Below are 19,990 nucleotides of genomic sequence, written 5' to 3' on the forward strand. Positions count from 1 at the left end.
CGGAACGGGCCGCCCGCCAGCGGCGAAAAAACTCAGCCCGGCGGGCGCGGCACAGGCGGGAGTGGGCAGCGAGATCGCGCGGCACGGCGGAACGGTCCAGAAAGAACTGAACTGCGTCACCCGTACCGGAAATGAATCGCTATGGCCGGGTGTCCTCTTCGCGCAGGCAGGCGACGGTGCGATGGTGATCGTCGCCGGCGACGCCGTGGGTGATGCCGGTGAAGCCGGGCCATCGCCGGGCCAGAATCTGCTCGTGGCGCAGGAAACGGACGATCGTGGCGCTGATGCGCTCGCCGGGGACCAGCAGCGGGATTCCCGGCGGATAGGGCGTGAGCAGCACCGCGGTGGTGCGGCCGGCGAGTTCCGCCACCGGGACGTGTTCCACGCGCCCGGCCGCCATGGCGGTCCACGCGTGGGTGGGCAGGGTCACCTGTTCGACCGGCTCGGTGTAGATCGCGGTGGACAGTTCGGCCAGGTTGGCGTCGTGATAGGTGGCGTGCAGGGCCTCGCAGATGTCCCGGAGACCGCTTCCCGCGTATCCCGGGAAGGCGGCCGCGAAAGCCGGCATCAGCCGCTCGATCTTCGCGTTCCCGGCATAGGCGCTCTTGAATCGGTGCAGTTCCGCGATCAGCGAGTTCCAGCGGCCCTTGGTGATGCCGATGGTGAACAGGACGAACAGCGAGTACAGGCCGGTCTTCTCCACCACCACCCCGTGTTCGGCGAGATAGCGCGCCAGCACCACACCGGGGATGCTCGGTGCGCCCGATGGGCTGAATTCGCCGTGCACGGTGAGCCCGGGCGTGGTGAGCGTGACCTTGATCGGGTCGAGCATGGCGAATCCGTCGTCCACCCGGTCGAATCCGTGCCAGGCGGCGTCCGCCGTCAGTTCCCATTCGGATCGTTCCGGCAGCCCGGTACGCGGTGGGGTGTCCGGGCCCCAGACGCCGAACCACCAGTCCGGCGATTCCGCGCCGATCCGGATGACGGTGCGGCGGAACTCCATCGCCTCGGTGATCGTCTCCTCCACGAGTGCGGGACCGCGCTTTCCCGCCATCATCTCGGCGGACACGTCGCAGCTGGCGATGATGGCGTACTGCGGGCTCGTGGACGTGTGCATCCGGTAGGCCTGGGCGAAGACCCGCTCGTCGAAACGGCCGTCGGCGCTGTCCTGTACGAGGATCTGTGACGCCTGGGAAAGGCCCGCGAGCAGTTTGTGGGTGGACTGGGTCGCATAGACCACGGCCTGTTCGGTGCGGGTGCGGTCGTTGGCGACGCCGTGCATTCCCTCGTACAGATCGTGGAAGCTGGCGTGCGGCAGCCAGGCCTCGTCGAAATGGATCGCGTCGACGACGCCGTCGAGAATCTCCCGGATCGCGTCGGCCCGGTAGACGATGCCGTCATAGGTGGACTGGGTGAGCGCCAGCAGGCGGATCCGCCGGTTCTTGTCGGCGATCAGCGGGCTCGCCTCGATCTTCTCCCGCAGCGCCTCGGCGGTGAATTCCCGGCGCGGAATCGGCCCGATCACGCCGGCCCTGTTCCGCGTCGGCATCAGATAGATCGGTACGGCGCCGGTGAGCACGATGGCGTGCAGCACCGACTTGTGGCAGTTGCGGTCGACCGCGACGATGTCGCCCGGCCCTACCAGCGAATTCCACACGATCTTGTTCGAGGTGGACGTGCCGTTGGTGACGAAGAACAGGTGGTCGGCGCGAAATGTCTTGGCGGCCAGCCGCTCGCTGTCGGCGATCGGGCCGGTGTGGTCGAGTAGTTGCCCGAGTTCCTCGACCGCGTTGCAGACGTCGGCGCGCAGCAGGTTCTCGCCGAAGAAGTCGTGGAAGAGCGTGCCGATCGGGCTCTTCAGGAAGCCGGTGCCGCCGGAGTGGCCGGGGCAGTGCCAGGAGTAGGCGCCGTCGTTGGCGTACCGCATCAGCGCCGCGAAGAACGGTGGCGCCAACTGGCCGAGATAATGGCTCACCTCCCGCTGGATCTTGCGGGCCAGGAAGTCCGGGGTGTCCTCGTAGGCGTTGACGACACCGTCGATGCGCGACAGCACCGACTGCGGAATCCTGCGGGCCGTCAACTGTTCACCGAGCAGCAGGATCGGCACCCGGTCGTTGTGCGCCCGGATGACGTGCACGAACTCGGCCGCCGTGCGGATGGCGGCGACGTCGGCGGGTTCCTCGGGCCCGTCCTGGGAGAGGCCGACGGTCAGATGCAGCGCGTAGAGGACGGCCGAACTGGACCGGGCCACGTGCGCCAGCATGCCGGGCCGCTCGGTGTACCGCCCCTCGTCGCCGAGGCGCCGCAGCTCCAGCCCGGTACGGATCAGCGCGGCCTCCAGCAGTTCCAGCTGCCGCCGCGCTCCGGCGGGCCCGTCCGCGGGCGTGACGATCGTGACCGGGAACGGCAAGGCGGACGTCCTCTCGGCAGCGGGTGCATCGCGGTGACGGTAGCCAGGACGGCCCCGCTCCGGCCCGGAAACCGGTTACCGGTCCCCGGGCCGGGTGACAATCACACCGGCCGGGCCGTGAGGAAGCCGCGTTTCGAAACGGTTCGACGTTGACCTATTCGGTTACCGTGTCGAAATGCCAATCAGCCCTGATCCCGGCCCCGGGATCCGTGTCGAGATCGTCCTCACCGGTGACGGCTCCTACAAGGAGCTGCGTAAATGGCTGCGCGGCGATGAGGATCTCGACGGCGTCCGGGTGGACCCTGTCGAGGCGCCGCCGCTGCCGGGGCAGATGTCGGGCGGCGCCGTCGAGGCGCTGATCGCGACGGTCGCCGATCCAGGGCTGCTCGGGGCGCTGTTCGGGGCGGTGGGTGGGTGGGCCGCCGCCCGGGCGTCCACCCGGCGGACCAGGATCCGGGTGAAGGTCGGCGATCGCGAGGTCGAGGTGGAGGGTCCCGCGCTGCGGGATCCGGAGGCCGTGGCGCGCCGCCTTCGCACGGAGCTGGGCGAGGCGCCGTGACATGCGGCTACCCGATTTCCGCAGGTCGCGGGCGGTGCTCATCGGTGCGGCCCGCTACGACAGCGACGACCTTCCCGATCTGCCGGCGGTCGAGAGAAACGTCGCCGTGCTGGAGGAGCGCCTGAGGGATCCGGTCCTGTCCGGCTTTCCCGGCAAGCATTGCGAGGCAGTGCTGAATCCGCAGCGATCGGATGACGTCATCGACCCGGTGCGGTCTGCCGCCGGCCTGGCCGAGGACGTGCTGTTCGTGTACTACGCCGGACACGGCCTGCTGGACCGCAACGGCGAGTTCCATCTGGGTCTACAGCACTCCGAGCTGCAGCGACGGTGGAACAGCCTGCGGTTCGAGGACTTCGCCGAGGCTCTCCTGGACAGCGACGCCAAGTCGAAGATCGTCGTCCTGGACTGCTGCTACAGCGGCCTCGCCTCGCGGTACCTGCAGATGGGCGACGAAGGGGCGCCCGCGGAGGTGGCCGAGCAGGCGCCCGAGGAGGTTGTCGAGCAGGCGGCCAGAAAGATGGTCCAGCAGGCCGCGGAGAGGCAGGACCTCGACGGCCTGTACGTCCTGATGTCGAGTTCGGCCAGCAAGCCGTCGCTCGCGCCGGAGGGCGACACGTTCACCGCGTTCACCGGCCGGCTGCTGAAGGTGATCGACGCGGGAGTGCCCGGCCCGGACGATCTGCTCACCATGCAGACCCTGTACGCGGCGGTCCGCGACGAGATGCAGCGCAGCCACCTGCCCCGTCCACAGCAGCACTGCGGCAACCTGGCGGGCGAGGCGGCGCTGTTCCGCAACCGCGTGCACTTCCCCGCCGTACCCCTGATCGAAAATGTCCCGGCCGGGCTTGACCGGCGGATGAGCCCGGTGTGGCGCCGGGCCGCGGGTGGCGCGTTGTGTCTCACCGTGCTCGCCGGGGCGGCGAGCGCCTCGGCCGACACCTCGGTCCTGGCGGCGTGCGCCGCCCCCGAGTCGATCCGGATGCTGGTGCCGCTGGACACGGTGGAGATGTTCACCGACATCGCCGGCTCCTACGAGTACGCCACCCGCGGCGCCAGCTACTGCCAGCGGGTGCGGGTCACCGTGGCCGGCGCGTCCCGGGACGACGCCGCGCGGGCGTTCGCGCTCTCCTGGCGTACCCCGAAGGAGGCCTCCACCGCGGACCGGCGGCTGCTTCGCCGGATCGGCCTGCCGCCCGACGTGTGGATCGCCGATCTGGGTGTCGACATGGCCGCGGTGCAGGCCGTTCTGGCCACGGCCCCCGGCGCCGCGGTGACCGTCCCGGGTGATCCGGGGCAGTGGTCGCTGGCCGAGTCACCGGTCGTGCTCGCCGAACCGGGCGCCCCCGCCAGCACTCCCCGCGCCCGCCCCGCGTCGGCCTGGGGCGAGCTGGTCAGCGGCGTGGTGCGCCCGGACCCGGACACCACGACGGTCGGCCGGCTGGTCAACGTGTCGCTGTACCCGGCGGGACAGCAGGCCGGCGTGGCGCGCGACCGAGTGCAACGGCCGCTGGACGCGGCCGCGGTCGCCGCCGGCCAGGGCATCGGGCCGCCGGACGTCACCCGGCTGCTGTGCCGCTCCCGGGACACCCGGTTGATCGTCGCGGAGTGGCAACTCGTAAGGCACAACCTGCATCGCGACAACGGGGAGTGCCCCGGCGTGTGGGACGCCCGCTATCCGGGCGACACCGGCTGGCTCGACTACCCGATGGTGCGGCCCGTGTGGGCGGGCAGGCCGGACCGCCGTTCCGCCGGCGACTTCACCGCCTGGCTGCGTTCGGCCGCCGGCGCCCGGGTGCTCGCCGACAACGGCCTGCGGCCCCGCAGCGCCGGCCCCGACTCCGGGATCATCAGCACGAACGGCGCCCTGGCGAACTGGTCGGCGAGACCGGCCTACACCACCAGCGCCGCGAGTCTGGAGCGCGCCGAGGCGGCGTACGAGGCGGCCAGGAAGCCCGCGACCGTGCTGGTCGCGGTCGACGGTTCGGGGTCGATGACGGCACGCAGCGGCGGGCGGTCCCGGTTCGACGCGGCGCTCGACGGGATCGCCGCGTCGATCGGCGCGATGGGCCCGCGCGACCGGGTCGGCCTGTTCCTCTTCTCGACGGCGATCAAGGGCGGCATCGCGGAGATTCCCGGCGACGACCGGAAGGCCATCGACCGGGCACGCGCCTATCGGCCGGCCGGCGGCACACCGCTTCACCAGGCCATCGATCATGGGGTACGGGAGCTGCGCACCGACAGCGGCACGGCGGCCGGCGACCGGCACCACATCCTGGTAGTGCTGACCGACGGCGAGGACACCACGCGGCACCCGCTGCCCCGGCTCGACGACGACTCGGTGCGGGTCGTCGTCGCCAACGTGGGCGTGTCGGCCTGCCCGGAGCCGGCCCTGGCGGCCCTGACCAGGGAGCACGGCGACTGCATCGGGGTGCCGTCCGGGCTGGTCGACGTCCGGGTCGCCGAACAGATCGGACGGTTGTGGCAGAGGTGAACTCGAAACCCTTCTCGCTGCTGGTCGCCGCCGTGTTCGCGGGCGGTCTGCTGACCGGGTTCGCGGTTCCACGGCTGGTGGCGTCGTGGGGTGCCGGGCCGGGCGAACTGGTGATCGTCAGCGGGGTCGAGGACGGCGAGGGCGGCGCCCGGCAGGCTCTCATCGACCTCTGGAACGAGACCCATCCCGAAAGACCGGCCAGGATCCACCTGATCGCGGGCAGCGCCGACGTCCAGCACGACGCCATGGTCCGGTTCGCCAAGGGTGAGGAGGAGGTCGAGGCGGACATCCTCAACCTCGACGTGACGGCGGTCGCGGAGTTCGCCGAGTTCGGGTACATCGCCGGCTGGCCGTCCCATCAGGTGCCCCGGCAGCTGCTGAGCACCCTGCTGGAGAAGCCCCGGGAGAGCTGCTTCCACGACGGGAGACTGTGGGCGCTGCCGTTCAACACCGATGCCGGGGTGCTGTTCGCCCACCGTGACGGGCTCGGTCAGCCCACCGTCTACACGTGGGAGCAGATCGCGGCCCGGGGTTCGAACCTGCCGGACCCGTCCGGCAACCCGGCGGCCGCGTACGCCGGTCAGCTCGATGACTACGAGGGCCTGACGGTGAACGCGCTGGAAGCCCTGTGGGCGGTGGAGACGGAGAAGACCGGGTCGGTGGCGGACACGCCGCTGGGGGTGTCGGCCGACCCGGCGATCTGGTCGGAGGCGGTGGCCCGCCTGTACGGCCGCAACGGCCCCGGCCGGGTGGTCGACCCGGCGTCGACCACCTACCAGGAGAACGAGACCACCGCGGCGTTCCTGGAGAAGCGGATCGTCTTCATGCGCAACTGGCCGGTGGCGTACCGGACCCTGGTGGAGACCACCGACCAGCAGGCCGCTGTCACGGCCTCCAGCATCGGGATGACACCGCTCCCCGGCCCGACCGTCCTCGGTGGCCAGAACCTGGCGGTGGTGGCCGGTTCCGCCCATGCCGACGACGCCCGCGAGCTGATCGAGTTCCTGGCCTCCGAGCCGTCCCAGCGGCTGCTCATGCAGGTGGGCGGTTTCGCGGCGGCCACCAGCGCCACCTACGACCGGACCGAGATCAAAGCCACCCATCCGTACGCCGCGACGGTGCGCGCCGCGGTGGAGAGCAGCCGCCAGCGGTTGCCGACGCCGTTCTACCCGCGGTTCAGCGAGGAGGTCCGCGCCCTGGTCGCCGAGATCAGGGCGGACGGCAAGGTGCCCTCCGACCTGGAGAAACGCCTCCAGGCCGCGGCCGAGGGCCGGCTGTCCCCACGATGACCCGCGACCTCGCTTCGTGGTGCCCGGCTGGCTCCGACTTCGAGATCGCCTGGAGCGGGCAGGCTCGGGCCTGAATCTCCGGTCGGCCGCCGCCGGCGTCCGGCCGGGTGGGGCGATCGCGGGCGCCCTCCGGGGCCGGCGATCGCCGCACTGTGGTGGGTCAGAAGACAGCGACCAAGGAGGCGGTGTTGTTGAAGCCGCCCAGGAGTTGCGTCTGCGAGTTGTTCAGGACGGTCAGCCACCATCCACCGATGCAACTCGGCTGCGAGCAGAGTCCGGCGCCGAGCATGAGGGACGGACCGCCGGTGGTGATGACGGAAGAGATCCGGTTGTTCCAGGTGCCACCGCCGGGCTTGGGAAGAGTGGCCAGGTTGGCGATGACGTTCGGTGGGTTGAGCGCGAAGGCGGGGCCGGCCATGAGGCCCGAGTCGTAGAAGGTGGCGAAGTTCGCCATCGCACGGGCTGTGGAGAGGGAACGCGACGCGTTGCCGGTCCGGTCTCCCTCATCCGAGCTCGGGCAGTTGTCGTCGCCTTCCTTGCAGTCGGGGGGTTTCGGCTTTCCGGGGCTGATGGTGATGCCGTTACTGCCGCGCTTGATCGTTACGTTGAATTCGTTGCCGATGAAGGCGGCGTACGAGGAGAAGTCCGTGAAGCCTCGAAGGTCACCGGTTTTCGTCGCGGTGACGAACACGGTGGTGCCCTCGGTGACGGCACTGAACCGCATGCAGCTTCCGTCGTCCATCGGGACGCAGTTGGCGGCCGGGCGAGCAGCGCCGGGCGCCGTACCGGGCGAGGCGTACCCCGCGGTCCCCGAGATGGCGCCGAACAGCGTCGCGGCGGACAAGATTGCCATTATTCCTTTCATGATCAGTTCACCTCGATAAAATCGACAAAGGTCTGACTACTCTCCGTAGTCAACCTCAGTGTGTTTCACGGGATCCGGCCGAGCGCCCAGAACCGCGAATAAACCCTCGGCGCGGCCCCCGATATCACCAAACCCGCCCGCACGGATCACCTAGTGCACCCATTCGTCCTGGTCGGAAGTGGCCGAACAGCCAGGCGGGTGGTTCAGGCGGCGGTTCCGCGGCTACGAGACCCTGCCGACTCGACGTGTCGCGGAGAGTAACCGCCAAGCCGGATGAGCGCTCAGATCCTGAATCTGTCGACGACTCGCTGGAGGTCCCCCGACATCCCGGCGAGGTGATTGGCTGCTTGATCGGCTTCGTTCACGCCGGTGGTGGTCTCCTGCACCGAGGCCGCAACATCGTTGATGGTGTTCGCGACCTGGGCGCCGGCTTCGGCTGCCTCGGTGACGTTGCGGCTCATCTCGTTGGTGGTGACGGTCTGTTCCTCTACTGCGGAGGCGATCGTGGTCTGGAAGTCGTTGATCTGCCGGATGATCTCGCCGATCTCCTCGATCGCGGCTACCGCGCCGGCGGTGTCGGCCTGGATCGCGGCGACCCGGCGGCCGATGTCCTCGGTTGCCCGGCTGGTCTCCTGGGCCAGGTCCTTGACCTCACTGGCGACCACGGCGAAGCCCTTACCCATCTCGCCGGCGCGGGCGGCCTCGATGGTGGCGTTGAGCGCGAGCAGGTTGGTCTGCTCGGCGATCGCGGTGATCGTATTGATCACATTGCCGATCTCAGCCGACGATTCACCGAGTTTGGCCATGACCTTGCTGGTGTGAGTGGTGACGTCCACCGCCCGGGAGGCCACCTGCACGGCCTGCGTGGCGCTGTGGCTGATCTCGCGGATGGACGCGCCCATCTCCTCGGCGCCGGCGGCGACCGTCTGAATGTTGTCCGACATCGTCGCCGCCGAGTCGGCGACGACGGCCGCCTGCCGAGCGCCCTGTTCGGCGCTGGTCGCGCTGTTCCGGCTGGTCTGGGTGAGTGCCACGGCCTGGGCGGCGAGGTTTCGGGCGTGCTCGCTCAGCTCCGATACGGTCTGGCGCAGGGTGTCGGTGGCTCGGCGCAGCGAGTCGGCCATGTGGCCGACCTCGTCGCGTTGCCGCACCCGTGGGTCTCCGGAGAGGTCGCCTTCGGCCACCCGGTCCAGGACCTGACCGACCCGGCGCAGTGGCTGCACGATCAGGCGTGCCACGTACAGTGCGGCGAGCACCGCGATCACCAGCGCCGTTATCGCGGCGACGATGACCTGTACGCGGGTCCGCGATACGGTCGCGTCGAACTTCTCGCCCCGCAGCAGCTCCCCGTTGGCGTAGGCGATCTCATCATTGATCAACGTTTCGTACGTCTTGCGCAGGTCCCGGTTTTCGCCCAGCGCCGCCCTCGTCGCCACCTCGGGCCGGGTCTGGTAGAGCGCGAATTCGGACTCCAGCGCGGCGAACCAGGTGTCCGTGGCGGCCTTGATCTCGTCGATGCGTGCCTGCTCGGCCGGCTCGCCGACCGCCCGCGCCGCGGCCAATGCGGCGTCGACCGCCTCTTGCCGGCCCAGCGCCTCCTCACTGAAGTCGGCGTCACCTTCGAGCAGGAAGCCGCGCTCGTCGTTGGCGGCGGCTTTCGCGCTCAGTGCGGCGCCGTTGAGATTGGTGCTGTATGGCAGGACCTCGGCGATCTCGGTGTTCCGGCTGTCCTGCAGTTCCCCGATCCGGGCGACGCTCAGCGCCCCGACGGCCACGGTTCCGGCGATGGCCACACCGGCGACCGCCAGTACCTTCGTGGAGACCTTCTGGTCGCGGCACCACTGTCCCGGTCCACGGCTGCCTGCCACGTCGATCCCCTCGTTCTGGTGCCGCTTCATCCGGCCGCGCACCCGAGTCGGCGCCCCTTCTGATCTCGCCGGCAGCGGCCCACGATGCGGCATTCATCCAGTGGCCAGCTGACGTCACCTTAGGCCATGTTTCAGGCCATACACACGAAATGCGGCAATAGCACCCCCGCTCCAGGCCGGTAACGTTCCACGGCCGGCGGACGACGTGCCGGGCGGCGAACCTCAGCGTCCGCAAACCCCGCCGGCCCGCTCCTGGGTTCCACCGACCACGGGAATGGCCGGGACGTGAACCGATCCTCCGTCGTACTCCTCATCGGTGATCAGGCAGGTCGCCGAACAGACCGCCTCGACCGGCGCCTGACACGACGCGATGGGCCCTCGATGTCCGGTCAGTCGGCGACATGGGCGGTGTTGTCGAGCCAGTGCCGGGCGAGGTTGATGTCGCCGTCGATGCCGATGGTGTCGTCGCCGGTGAGGGGCCGGCGCCGGGTCATGATCAGCAGCAGGGTTGCGGCCGGCCCGGTCACCGTCACATCGGCGTTCCGGGTCTCCCGCTGCCAGGTGGCGCCGCCGGGCCGTCGTTCGACGAGCCAGGCGCCGTCCGCGGTGTCGGTGGCCCGCCATTGCAGGGTCTGCCCGGTCCCCCGGATGGCGTGGGCCGACTCCGACCGCAGCATCTCCCAGGTGGGCGAGGTGAGCATCGCGAGGTGGTTGCTGATGAGCGCGGCCGCGATGTCGGGGGCGATGTAGTCCGGCCGGCCCGCCGCGTTGGCCGCGTCGAAGCCGTGCACGACCGTCTCGTTGAGGACGCTGGCCAGCCAGAAGCGCGTCCCGGTCCGCTCGTCGCCCGCGGCGTTGAACACCTCGGCGTCGTCGAGTGCGTCGTCGGAGCACGCCCTCGTGACCCGCCGTGCGGAGCCGGACAGCCATTCCTGCCATTCACCGGGGTCGGCGGGAAGGACAGCCATCTCCGTGGGCAACTGTGTGGGATCGGTGATGCGCCGTTCGATGATCTCCGCCACCCAGTGCTGGGTCTGACCCACGTGTTCGACCAGCTCGGTGATGGTCCAGTCCGGGGTGGTCGGCACGGCGGCGTGAGGTCCGGCCGCGGCGGCCGACCCGGCCAGGCGCCGGGAGTGTTCGACGATTGCTCGCCGGGCATGTTCCGCGTTCAGGTGAGTCATCACATCGTCCTTGTCTCGAATTCGCTGTGATGGGTAGACCCGGCGTGCCGGGCGAACTCATCGGTGGAATCGGATCGCCGCGGTGGCCCGGCTCGCGGGTTGCGACACCATTGATCAATCTCCGCGAGTTCTGACCGTACTTCCGCCCGCTGCCTGCGCAGCCTGCTCGACCTTGGCTCGGTGTGCGGCGCGAGCCGCCGTGTCGATCCGCTCCTCGTACTCAGCCATCACCCCGGTCCGGCCGTCGAGCTGCTCACGCAGGATGTCAGCATGTCCGGCGTGCCGGGTGGTGTCCTGCAGGACGTGGACCATCATGTTGAACAGCTTCACGTCGGGGCGCGGCCACCACGGCACGTGCCCGGGGGCATCAATGGGGAGCTCCGTGATCGTCGCGTCGGCATGGTTCCAGGCGCGCCGGTAGAAGTTGATGATCTGTTCGCGAGTTTCGTCCTGAGTCGCCCACAGGTCGCTGCCGTCCGCGTCCTGCCAGCGGGGCAGCGGCTCTGGAAACGGGCGGTCGAAGATCTCACCGAGGTACCGCGCCTCCCAGGTCGCCAGGTGTTTGACCAGCCCGAGAAGGTTGGTCCCGGTCGCCGTCAGGGGACGTCGGATGTCGTACTCGGACAGACCATCGAGCTTCCAGATCAGCGCCTCACGGGTCACCTTGAGCTGGCCGTGCAGGTAGTCCTTCGCGAAGTCGTCGATCACGGAACACGAGCTTGCCACGCGGCAACAAGAGGAACCGCCCAGGAGCTCACAGACTGTGGTGTCGAAACTCGCGGACATGAAATCTAGCGACGCTCTTGCGGTGTCGAGTCCGGGGGCGGCTGGAGCACTTCGTCTCGGCCGGGGTGCTAAGCCCTCCGGACGAGCTGACGGCGGCGTTCCACTTCGGTGGGTTGCCGTTGCCGCCGGCCAGCGACGAAAGCCCGACCCCGCAACGTCGACGAGGCCCGCCTGCGCCCGCATCCTCGGCATGAGGCTTTGACAGCGGTTACCAAAAGGTGCCTACGGTTACTAGAAAGTGCCTTCTTCCCAGCTCAGCGACGCTCTCTTACGGTTACCAAGGAACTGAGGGCGACTGAATGGAGGAGTCATGGCGGTAACTCTGGTGAACCCGGCCGGCCTGCCCGACGCCGGCGTGTACCGGCAGGTCTCGGTGGCGACCGGATCGAGGATCGTCCACGTGGCTGGGCAGGTTTCCTGGAGGGCCGACGGTTCGCTGGTCGGCGCGGGTGATCTCGCGGCGCAGGTCGAGCAGTGTTATGTCAACGTGCACACGGCGCTGGCCGGGGTGGGGGCAACGTTCGACGACGTCGTGAAGCTGGTCGTGCACGTCGTGGACTGGAAGCCGGAGAAGATGCCCCAGCTGGTCGACGGCATGCAGCGGGCGGCGGCACGGCTCGGCATCACCGCGGCGCCGCCGGCGTCGCTGTTCGGGATCGTCATGCTGGATGTGCCGGAGCATCTGGTGGAGATCGAGGCTACCGCGATGCTCGACTAGCGCGTGCCTTCTCGATGTGGGGCAGGAACCTCTGGGTCCAACCGCACATGCCATCGACCACCGCGCGCAACGCGTCACCGGCCTCGGTGAGGGTGTACTCGACGTGGGGCGGGATCGTGGGGTGCACGGTGCGCTCTATCAAGCCGTTGTGTTCCAGCATGCGCAGGTTCTGCGTGAGCATCTTGTGGCTGATGCCGCCGATCTCGTCTCGCAGCTCGCCGAACCGCATCGTCCGCTGCCCGAGGAACTCGATGATCAACAGTGCCCACTTGTTGGCGATGTCGGCGAAGATCTCCCTAGCCAGGGAGTCAGCGCGGGCCAGGTCGGCGTTGGGGTCGAGCGCCGCGATCTCGGTGCGGATTCCCATCCGACAATCTCCCTCCGATGATCGGTGACCACAAGGTACCGCCGCGCCGGGGCCGGGACGCCAGGGGGAGCCACCGCCCCGCTGACCGTCAAAGCGAAGACGTCGGCTGGGCGCCGAAGCCAATACCGGCCCGGCGGCCGTGGCGGGCCGGTGTTCGCAGGTGAGGGTGTGCCGTCCGGTGCCGACGGTGAGCGGTTCCCGGCCGGGTAGTTCGACGACGACGTCGCAGCCCGGCGGCACGGTGACGTCGACGTGCAGGGTCGTGTCGTCGGCCGCCACTCGACGGCGGCGAGACCGTACGGTGTCCGGTGCCGTGCCCCTGCCGAGGTCAGCCCGCCGCCCGGCCGGGGACGCACGTGGATGGTCCGGTAGCCGGGCGCGGCCGGGGCGAGGCCGGCGACGGTGCGGTGCAGCCAGTCGGCGACGGCGCCGAGGGCATAGTGGTTGAACGAGGTCATGTTGCCGGGGTTGATGGAGCCGTCGGGCAGCATGGAGTCCCAGCGTTCCCAGACGGTGGTGGCGCCCATGGTGACCGGGTCGAGCCAGGACGGACACTGCTGGGACAGCAGCAGCCGGTAGGCCTCTTCCAGGTGGCCGGTGACGGTGAGGGCGTCCAGGATGAGCGGGGTTCCGGCGAAGCCGGTGCCGATGCGGAACTCGCCGTCGCGGACGAGTTCGGAGAGCCGGTCCCCCGCATGCTTGCGCTGTTCAGCGGGGAGCAGATCGAAGCACAGAGCCAGGGCGTACGCGGTCTGGGTGTCCGAAACGCATAGCCGCCGGCAGCCGTCGACCCAGGCGTGGGCGGTCTCGTAGCCGCGCAGCACCGGCCCGAGGTCGCCGGCCCGGTCGTAGAACGCCGCGGTCGGGGCGAAGACTTGCAGGTCGCCGGTCCAGCCGAGGCGTTCGTCGCGTTGCGGGCAGTCGGTGGGCACGGAGACGAAGTTGCCGCGCATGCTCCACCGCACGTTCTCGTGCAGGCGTTCGATCAGCGGGTCGGAGCAGGTGAACGAGCCGGTCTCGGGCATGTCGTCGGCAGACGACCGCGACGACATGGGCCGGGTCGAGGTCGCCGGGCCAGCCGGTGATCTCCGCGTACCGGAAGCCGTGGTGGGTGAACCGCGGCTCCCACGTCTCCGCGCCGCCGCCGGCCAGGGTGTAGCTGTCGTGGGCGGCGGCGGTGCGGATGGGCCGGGTGCAGAGGCGGCCGTTCTCGAGATGCCCTTCGTCGACCCGCGGGTGGGTGGCGTCGGCACCCCAAGCAGGGCTGGCTCACCCGTACCGCCGACAGCATCGGCGGCGAGGGCCAGAACGCGGCGACGCTCACCCGCGAGCCCCTCGGAGCAGAGGCCTGACATGTCAGGCATGCGGCTTGCTGGAGCTCCGGCGCGGCGATCAGAAGGTGTACGGGGTGTCGTACTCCGGCACCAGGACGCGGGCTCGTGGCGAGACCGTCCGGATCGCCTCGGCGAAGGCGCGGAGCCGGGCGGCGTTGGCGGGCGCGACCGGCGGCGGGTTCGTCAACGGCGACTCGAAGTCGTCCCAGTGCACCGGGATGACGACCTCCGGGTGCCCGAGCGCGGCGAGCAGGCGGGGAACGTACGCATGGGTGGCGTCCCCGCTCGGCATCGCGATCATCGCCACGTCAGGGCGCAGCCCGCTCAGGTTGCGTTCGACGAAGTCGCTCGCGCCCATCAGGAACACCGACGGCCCGTCGGCGACGCGGATCTGGTAGGCGAGGGTGTCGCCTTCGGGCAGGTCGGCGATGGTCGCCGGGGCCCGGCTCGGCGCCTCGGTCCGGACACCGGGGAACGCCATGGAGTAGGCGGCGTTGCGGCTGTGCAGCGCGGCCACCACCTCGACCGTGTAGTCGCCGAAGGCGAGCACCTCGCCGCCTTTGACCGGGCTCAGCTGTCCGGCCGGAACACCCAGAGCCAACCCGAGGTGGTACGCGGTGAGCGTGCCGAGAACACGGGCGCCGGACGACGTAGCGAGGTGCGGCACGTCGTTGAAGTGGTCCCAATGGGTGTGGGTGACCAGGATCGTCTCCGGTGTGCCGAGCCGGGCCGCGGCGATCGCGGCGGTGTCGACACGTAACGGGGTGGCCGGGTCGAAGCCGCCGGTGGACAGTCCGGTCGGGAAGCGGCTCAGGTAGGGGTCGACCAGGATGGTGCGGCCGGCCACGTCGATGTGCCAGCCGGAGGTGCCGAGCCAGCGGAACGTCGCGGTCCGCCGGCGTGACCTCGGCGCGGTGGGCACGGCCGCGGCGGGCACGGCCGGCAGGGAGGCGAGGGCGGTCCCGGCGGCGGCGCTGCGCAGGAAACCGCGACGGCCGAACGATGTGCTGGACATGATGGTTCCTCTCGGGCGGTGACGGAGCCCGTACAGGAGATCAATCCGGTTCCGGCGACGTCCAAGATCGACCGGATGCACGGGCCATATCCGATCCGATATGACCGCTGGCCCGGCGGCCGGCGCCGGCGGCCGGGGTGGTCCACGTCACTCGTCGCGCAGGCGCCGGACCGCGTCCGCGGCGGCACGGCCCAGCATCATGTCCACGTCGAGGCGGGCGGTGGCCAGGTTCCGGGTGCGGACGAACACGGCCAGGGCGTACCGGCCGCCGTCGGGGTATTCGGCGACTCCCGCCTCCATGTGCAGGCCGGGCAACGTCCCGGTCTTGCCGGACACCCGTACCCCCGCCGGGAACGCCGCCGCGAGGCGCGTCCAGAACATCTGCCGCGCCATCAGCGCGCGCACCGTCGCGCAGGCCTCGGCGGGGCCCGCGGCATCCTGCCAGATCATCCGCAGCAGCCGGGTGATCTCCTCCGGGGTGCTGGAGGTCGTCTGCTCGGGGTCGTAGATCCGCAGGCGGCGGACCTGGTCGTCGGTGAGGGTGGGGAAGATTCGGGCGAAGGCCGCGTCGTCGGCGGCGCCCACGTCGGCGAACATCGACGACAGCTGGTCGCGTGGCCCGCCGGTCACCCGGGTCCGGGTGAGGCCGAGTTCGGCGGCGAGCAGCGGCACCAGGTCGGGTCCGACCCGCCGCATCAGCGCGTCCGCCGCGGTGTTGTCGCTGACCGACATGGTGAAGTAGGCGAGGTCCCGCAGGGACAGCTCGACGTCGTCGGCGCAGCCGCCGGTGCCCCAGCCACCGAGCCGGTCGCCCGGTCCGAGCAGGACCCGCTCGGCCGGGTCGAGGGCGCCGGCGGCGACCTGGCGGGCGTACTCGAGCACCAGCAGGATCTTGAAGATCGAGCCGATCACCACCGGCTCGCCGGACCGGTGGCCGGTGCACCGCCCGGAGTCGATGTCGCGGGCATGCAGCCAGTACTCGGCGTCGTCGGGAACTGTCGGGGGTCGTGACACCGGCTCACCCTAGGGTGGCTGGTGTGGATCTGTTCCGGCACCTGCGGTATTTCCTGGTCGTCGCGGAGGAGCTGCACTTCGGGCGGGCGGCGGAGGTGCTGGGGATCGCGCAGCCGCCGCTGAGTCAGGCCATGCGCCGGCTGGAACGGGACCTCGGCGTGACGCTGTTCGACCGGCTGCCGCGCGGCACCACATTGACCACCGCCGGTGAGGTGCTGGCTGATCAGGCACGGCAACTGCTGGCCGCGGAGCAGCGGATGCGAACGTTGATGCGGGCCGTCCGGGACGGTGCGATGGGGACCCTGCGTGCCGGGGTGCTGCCGGACACCCCGGCACCGGTCCTCGGTGAACTGCTCGACCGGCTGTCGGACCAGGCGCCGGGCCTCGACGTCGACCTTCAGGAGCTGACCACCGCGGAGCAACTCGACTCGCTGGCGGCGGCCCGGCTGGACGTCGGCGTGGTGCAGCATCCCGTCGACATGGTCGACCTGCATCGTGGACCGGTCGTCCGTACCCCGTTGGGTGTGGTGTTGCCCCGTGCCTCGCCGCTGGCCCGCGCCGTCGAGGTGAATCTCGCCGACCTGGCCGGTCACGGCCTGGTGATCTTCCCGCGGGCGACGGCACCGGACTGGTACGACCGGATCCTGGCGGCGGCCGGCGAGCAGGGTTTCCCGGCGACCCGGATCCGGCACGCCCGCGGCCCGCAGATGCTCAGCGCTCTGGTCATTGCCGGTCACGGCGTCGCCCTGGAGCGGCAGGCGACGGTCCGGCGGGAGCCGCGGGTGGCGTGGCGGCCGTTGGCGGGCGCTCCGCTGTGGCAGGAGGTCTCGGCGGTGTGGCCCCGGCGCTCGCCGCACCCGGCCGCGGCCCGGTTCGCTGCTCTCGCCACCCGGTTGCTGGCCGGTCCACCGGCGACCGCGACGGTGCCCGAAGCGGAAACGCCGGCACCCTGGTCGGTCGTGTTCGATGTTGCCCGCGGCGCTGACCGAAGCGGGCTCGGCTGATGGCCGCGGCCCGTGTCAGCGCCGGGGCGAGCGCGTGATCGGCCCTGCCCCGTCACAGCCGTGTGCCGTTGACCACCGAGGTCACGTCAATGTTGCCGCGCGTGGCATTCGAGTACGGGCAGACCTGGTGCGCGGTCGTGACCAGCTCGGCCGCCTGCTCATCGGTGACCGACGGCAGCGAGATCCGTAGTTCGACCGCGAGCTTGATGCGGCCGCTGTCGGTCGCGGTCAGCGAGACCGACGAGTCGATCTCCGCGTCGTCCGCCTTGATCCCGCCGCGCTGCCCGACCAGCGCGAGTGTCGCGCCGAAGCAGGCGGCGTAGCCGATGGCGAAGAGCTGCTCCGGGTTGACGCCGGCGCCGTCTCCGCCCAGTTCCTTGGGTTGCCGCAGGTCCAGGTCCAGCTGTCCGTCCGAGGTGCGCCCGCGGCCGGTCCGGCCTCCGGCAACGTGCGCCTGTGCCGTGTAGAGCGTGGTGGCCATCGTCAATTCCTTCCTTCGATACCTGAAAATGAATCTGTCACTTCAGAATCAGGAAGTCAACGGGTTAGGGTCACCGTCAGGACGACCGGGAGGAACGATGGCGAGACTCGAGATCGGCTACCTGCTGCCGACGCGCGACCAGGCTGTTCTGGGTGAACACGAACCTGGGCGGCTCATCCACCAGGCGCGGCGCGCCGAGGCGCTGGGATTCGACTCGGTCTGGGCGGGCGACAGCCCTGTGACCAGACCGCGCGCGGATCCGCTGCTGCTGTTGGCCGCCGTGGCGCAAGCCACCGAACGCGTCCGGATCGGAACGGCGGTGCTGCTGCCGGCGGAGGCGTTCGCCGACCTGGTGCTGCCACCGCTTCGCCAGGAGGAGCCCCGATGACCACATTCGTCCTCGTCCACGGCGCCTGGCACGGCCCATGGGCCTGGGACCGCGTCGCGCCACTGCTGCACGCCGCCGGGATGCGCACGCTCACCCCGGACCTCGGCGCCGCCGAAGACCAGGGCCTGCATGATCACGCCAAGGCCGTCGCCGCCGCCGTCGACACGGTCGCGCAGAGCGACGACGTCGTACTGGTCGGACACAGTTACGCGGGCCTGGTCGTACGGGAGGCGGCCGACGCCCGGCCCGAGGCGATCGGCCACATCGTCCTCGTCGACGGGTGGGCGGGCCCCGACGGCTCGAGCATGTTCAGCCTGGCGCCGGACGCCTTCGTCGCGGCGGTCCGCGCGGCCGCCGGCGACGGCCGCCGCATTCCCGCCCCTCCCCCGGCAGCCTTCGGCATCGTCGAGCCGGACGCCGCGGCCGGCCTGGCCGCACGCCTGCGCCCGCAGCCGCTATGCACCTTCACCGAGCCGACCCGCCTGACCGGGGCCGTCGACCGGATCGCGGGGACGGCCGTCTACTGCCGGCCGCAGACCTACCCGTTCGACAGGTTCGGCGAGGCTTTGGGATACCGGACGCTGCCGCTGGACGGCCCCCACGACGTGATGCTGACCCACCCGAAGCCGCTCGCCCGGGCGCTTCTGGACGCCCGGTCCTTCAGTAGTGGGAAGCGCGAAATCTAGAATCATGAAGTGGAGCAGCGAACGTACAACCAGTACTGCGCGACCGCGCGCACCCTCGACATCGTCGGCGAGCGCTGGACGCTGCTGCTGATCCGCGAACTGCTGACCGGGCCCAAACGATTCGGCGATCTGCAGGCCAGCCTGCGCGGCCTCGGCACCGGACTACTCGCCGCCCGCCTGAAACATCTGGAACGTGAGGGGCTCGCACACAAGATCATGCTTCCGCCGCCCGCCCGAACCCCGGCATACGCGCTCACCGAGGCGGGCGAGGAGCTCGGCCCACCCGTCCTGGCGCTGGCCCGGTGGGGCATGAAGTGGGCGATGGGCGAACGGCGTGCGGAGGAGACCTTCCACCCCGGCTGGGCGGTGCTCGGCCTGCGGGCCTGCTTCAACGCCGAGGCCGCCGCGGGACTCCACGCCGTCTACGAGTTCCGCATCGATGACGAGCCGTTCCACGCCCGCGTCAAGGACGGAACGATCGAGGCACTGCACGGCCCCGCCCAGAACCCGGACGCCACCATCACGACCACCACGGACGCGTTCCTCCGCATGGCCTACCAAGGCCTCACCCTCACCCGGGCCATCGAGAGCGGCGCCGCCACGGCATCCGGCGACCGCGAGGCCCTGCGCAGGCTGGCCGCCCTGTTCCGGCTGCCCTCGTCCCGCACCCGTTGACGACCGCACAAGAAACGGTCAACGAGATCCGCACCTCACGTACCCTGCCGGGTGTGGCATGTCGAGGAATGTTCTTTGCGCTGACGGAGGACCAGGAAGCCGCGTTGATGGCGACGCGCGACGACTCCGAGGTTCGGGCGTTCGTCGAAGAGGTCGAGATGGGCGACTGGGATGGCGTACCTCTGGATTGCGAGACGGACAAAGCCTGGGATGCCCTCCATCGGTGCCTGAGCGACGGCACGCTCGGCTGCGGCCGGCGCCTTTCCCCGTTGGACATGGCGGTGCTCGGCGGCGGCCACCACTACGAAGGCGATGACTACGTCGTGGCGCACCTGCGCGCCGACGAAGCCGCTCAGGTCGCTGAAGCCCTCAAAACGGTGGATCAGTCCTGGATGCGCCAGCGCTACAACCGCATCGACCCCGGGGATTACCAGGGCGTGCTCAGCGATGAGGACTTCGACTACACCTGGTACTGGTTCACGAAGATGCGCGACTTCTACCTCGAAGCCGCGGCCGCGAACCGTGCGGTCATCTTCACCGTCGATCAGTAAGCCGTCAACGGCGTACCCGGTAGCCCGAACACGACGGGTACGACGTCCATGCGCACCTCGTCGACCAGGCCCGCGGCGGACTTCGACGTACCGCAACGCCGCCGGCGCCGCCGGCATCACGCGCCGGGAGTATGATCGCGGGTGGCGCTTTCCGCGCGCCATATCTCCTGACCGGCGATCCACGCCGCCGGCGACGCGGAGGCGAAGGTGGCCTTCATGCCATCGCGGAGCGTAGTCGACGTTTTCCATGTCCAGTCGCGGGTAGCCGGACGGGGCGCGGCGAGCCGGCGTGGGGCAGTGCCGCT

At 70.2% G+C, this 19,990-nt stretch carries 19 protein-coding genes and 1 pseudogene; 9 read left to right on the forward strand and 11 right to left on the reverse strand.

Annotated features, from left to right (window positions below; all coding sequences use genetic code 11):
• Positions 1–139 precede the first annotated feature (139 nt).
• Positions 140–2,410 carry an Orn/Lys/Arg family decarboxylase gene (locus tag IEZ13_RS37530; protein WP_203834046.1) on the reverse strand — a complete coding sequence of 757 codons (2,271 nt, stop codon included), beginning with the start codon at positions 2,408–2,410 and terminating at the stop codon, positions 140–142.
• Positions 2,411–2,585: 175 nt separating this feature from the next.
• Here IEZ13_RS37530 and IEZ13_RS37535 point away from each other — a divergent pair, with 175 nt between their 5' ends.
• Genes IEZ13_RS37535 through IEZ13_RS37545 form a run of 3 tightly spaced genes read left to right on the forward strand, consistent with a single transcriptional unit; the run spans position 2,586 to position 6,749 of the window.
• Positions 2,586–2,969 (forward strand): effector-associated constant component EACC1, encoded by a 384-nt coding sequence (locus tag IEZ13_RS37535; protein WP_183226410.1) that lies wholly within the window; start codon positions 2,586–2,588, stop codon positions 2,967–2,969.
• Between the two features lies 1 nt (position 2,970).
• Positions 2,971–5,460: a caspase, EACC1-associated type gene (locus IEZ13_RS37540; protein WP_183226409.1), complete on the forward strand. Its 2,490-nt coding sequence runs from the start codon at positions 2,971–2,973 to the stop codon at positions 5,458–5,460.
• Positions 5,457–6,749, forward strand: coding sequence for an extracellular solute-binding protein (locus IEZ13_RS37545; RefSeq protein ID WP_183226408.1), 1,293 nt, complete (start codon positions 5,457–5,459; stop codon positions 6,747–6,749). Before IEZ13_RS37540 ends, IEZ13_RS37545 begins: the two co-directional genes overlap by 4 nt.
• A gap of 160 nt (positions 6,750–6,909) precedes the next feature.
• Here IEZ13_RS37545 and IEZ13_RS37550 read toward each other — a convergent pair whose 3' ends face one another.
• The 4 genes from IEZ13_RS37550 to IEZ13_RS37565 form a co-directional block, all read right to left on the reverse strand.
• Complete coding sequence (locus tag IEZ13_RS37550; protein ID WP_183226407.1) at positions 6,910–7,602, reverse strand: hypothetical protein; 693 nt, start codon at positions 7,600–7,602, stop codon at positions 6,910–6,912.
• Positions 7,603–7,895: 293 nt separating this feature from the next.
• Entirely contained in the window at positions 7,896–9,512 is a 1,617-nt protein-coding gene (locus IEZ13_RS37555) for a methyl-accepting chemotaxis protein (protein ID WP_183226406.1), read from the reverse strand.
• A gap of 359 nt (positions 9,513–9,871) precedes the next feature.
• Entirely contained in the window at positions 9,872–10,666 is a 795-nt protein-coding gene (locus IEZ13_RS37560; protein ID WP_183226405.1) for a maleylpyruvate isomerase family mycothiol-dependent enzyme, read from the reverse strand.
• A 114-nt stretch (positions 10,667–10,780) separates the two neighbouring features.
• Positions 10,781–11,374 (reverse strand): DinB family protein, encoded by a 594-nt coding sequence (locus IEZ13_RS37565; protein WP_183226429.1) that lies wholly within the window; start codon positions 11,372–11,374, stop codon positions 10,781–10,783.
• A gap of 388 nt (positions 11,375–11,762) precedes the next feature.
• On the opposite strand from IEZ13_RS37565, the gene IEZ13_RS37570 reads away from it, so the two are divergent.
• The gene (locus IEZ13_RS37570; protein WP_183226404.1) at positions 11,763–12,170 is read left to right on the forward strand and encodes a RidA family protein; all 408 of its coding nucleotides are present in this window, start codon (positions 11,763–11,765) and stop codon (positions 12,168–12,170) included.
• Here IEZ13_RS37570 and IEZ13_RS37575 read toward each other — a convergent pair.
• From IEZ13_RS37575 to IEZ13_RS37590, 5 genes and pseudogenes are all read right to left on the reverse strand, one after another.
• Positions 12,151–12,537 carry a winged helix-turn-helix transcriptional regulator gene (locus IEZ13_RS37575; RefSeq protein ID WP_183226428.1) on the reverse strand — a complete coding sequence of 129 codons (387 nt, stop codon included), beginning with the start codon at positions 12,535–12,537 and terminating at the stop codon, positions 12,151–12,153. The two genes, IEZ13_RS37570 and IEZ13_RS37575, sit on opposite strands and share 20 nt — an antisense overlap.
• Positions 12,426–13,589, reverse strand: coding sequence for an alpha-L-rhamnosidase-related protein (locus IEZ13_RS37580; protein ID WP_229795520.1), 1,164 nt, complete (start codon positions 13,587–13,589; stop codon positions 12,426–12,428). The genes IEZ13_RS37575 and IEZ13_RS37580 overlap by 112 nt, the downstream gene beginning before the upstream one ends.
• 43 nt (positions 13,590–13,632) lie before the next feature.
• Positions 13,633–13,722: pseudogene (locus IEZ13_RS47775) on the reverse strand (family 78 glycoside hydrolase catalytic domain); the annotation flags it as partial.
• A gap of 207 nt (positions 13,723–13,929) precedes the next feature.
• On the reverse strand, positions 13,930–14,886 hold the full coding sequence (locus IEZ13_RS37585) for an MBL fold metallo-hydrolase (protein WP_183226403.1): 957 nt from the start codon (positions 14,884–14,886) through the stop codon (positions 13,930–13,932).
• A gap of 147 nt (positions 14,887–15,033) precedes the next feature.
• On the reverse strand, positions 15,034–15,900 hold the full coding sequence (locus IEZ13_RS37590) for a serine hydrolase (protein WP_183226402.1): 867 nt from the start codon (positions 15,898–15,900) through the stop codon (positions 15,034–15,036).
• A 23-nt stretch (positions 15,901–15,923) separates the two neighbouring features.
• Between IEZ13_RS37590 and IEZ13_RS37595 the strand changes: the two genes are divergently transcribed.
• Complete coding sequence (locus tag IEZ13_RS37595; protein ID WP_183226401.1) at positions 15,924–16,904, forward strand: LysR family transcriptional regulator; 981 nt, start codon at positions 15,924–15,926, stop codon at positions 16,902–16,904.
• Positions 16,905–16,956: 52 nt separating this feature from the next.
• On the opposite strand, the gene IEZ13_RS37600 is transcribed toward IEZ13_RS37595, so the two are convergent.
• Positions 16,957–17,385, reverse strand: a complete 429-nt coding sequence (locus IEZ13_RS37600; RefSeq protein ID WP_183226400.1) for an organic hydroperoxide resistance protein — start codon at positions 17,383–17,385, stop codon at positions 16,957–16,959.
• Between the two features lie 97 nt (positions 17,386–17,482).
• Here IEZ13_RS37600 and IEZ13_RS37605 point away from each other — a divergent pair, with 97 nt between their 5' ends.
• The 4 genes from IEZ13_RS37605 to IEZ13_RS37620 all read left to right on the forward strand — a co-directional run bounded on the left by IEZ13_RS37605 (position 17,483) and on the right by IEZ13_RS37620 (position 19,685).
• A complete protein-coding gene (locus tag IEZ13_RS37605; protein ID WP_203834047.1) occupies positions 17,483–17,773 on the forward strand; it encodes an LLM class flavin-dependent oxidoreductase in 291 nt (96 codons plus the stop codon).
• Positions 17,770–18,459 carry an alpha/beta hydrolase gene (locus tag IEZ13_RS37610; protein ID WP_183226399.1) on the forward strand — a complete coding sequence of 230 codons (690 nt, stop codon included), beginning with the start codon at positions 17,770–17,772 and terminating at the stop codon, positions 18,457–18,459. The genes IEZ13_RS37605 and IEZ13_RS37610 overlap by 4 nt, the downstream gene beginning before the upstream one ends.
• Positions 18,460–18,468: 9 nt before the next feature.
• Positions 18,469–19,134: a winged helix-turn-helix transcriptional regulator gene (locus tag IEZ13_RS37615; RefSeq protein ID WP_183226398.1), complete on the forward strand. Its 666-nt coding sequence runs from the start codon at positions 18,469–18,471 to the stop codon at positions 19,132–19,134.
• A gap of 68 nt (positions 19,135–19,202) precedes the next feature.
• The gene (locus IEZ13_RS37620; protein ID WP_183226397.1) at positions 19,203–19,685 is read left to right on the forward strand and encodes a YfbM family protein; all 483 of its coding nucleotides are present in this window, start codon (positions 19,203–19,205) and stop codon (positions 19,683–19,685) included.
• Positions 19,686–19,990 lie beyond the last annotated feature (305 nt).

The sequence above is a fragment of the Actinoplanes campanulatus genome, from assembly GCF_014647795.1.
Lineage (GTDB): Bacteria > Actinomycetota > Actinomycetes > Mycobacteriales > Micromonosporaceae > Actinoplanes > Actinoplanes campanulatus.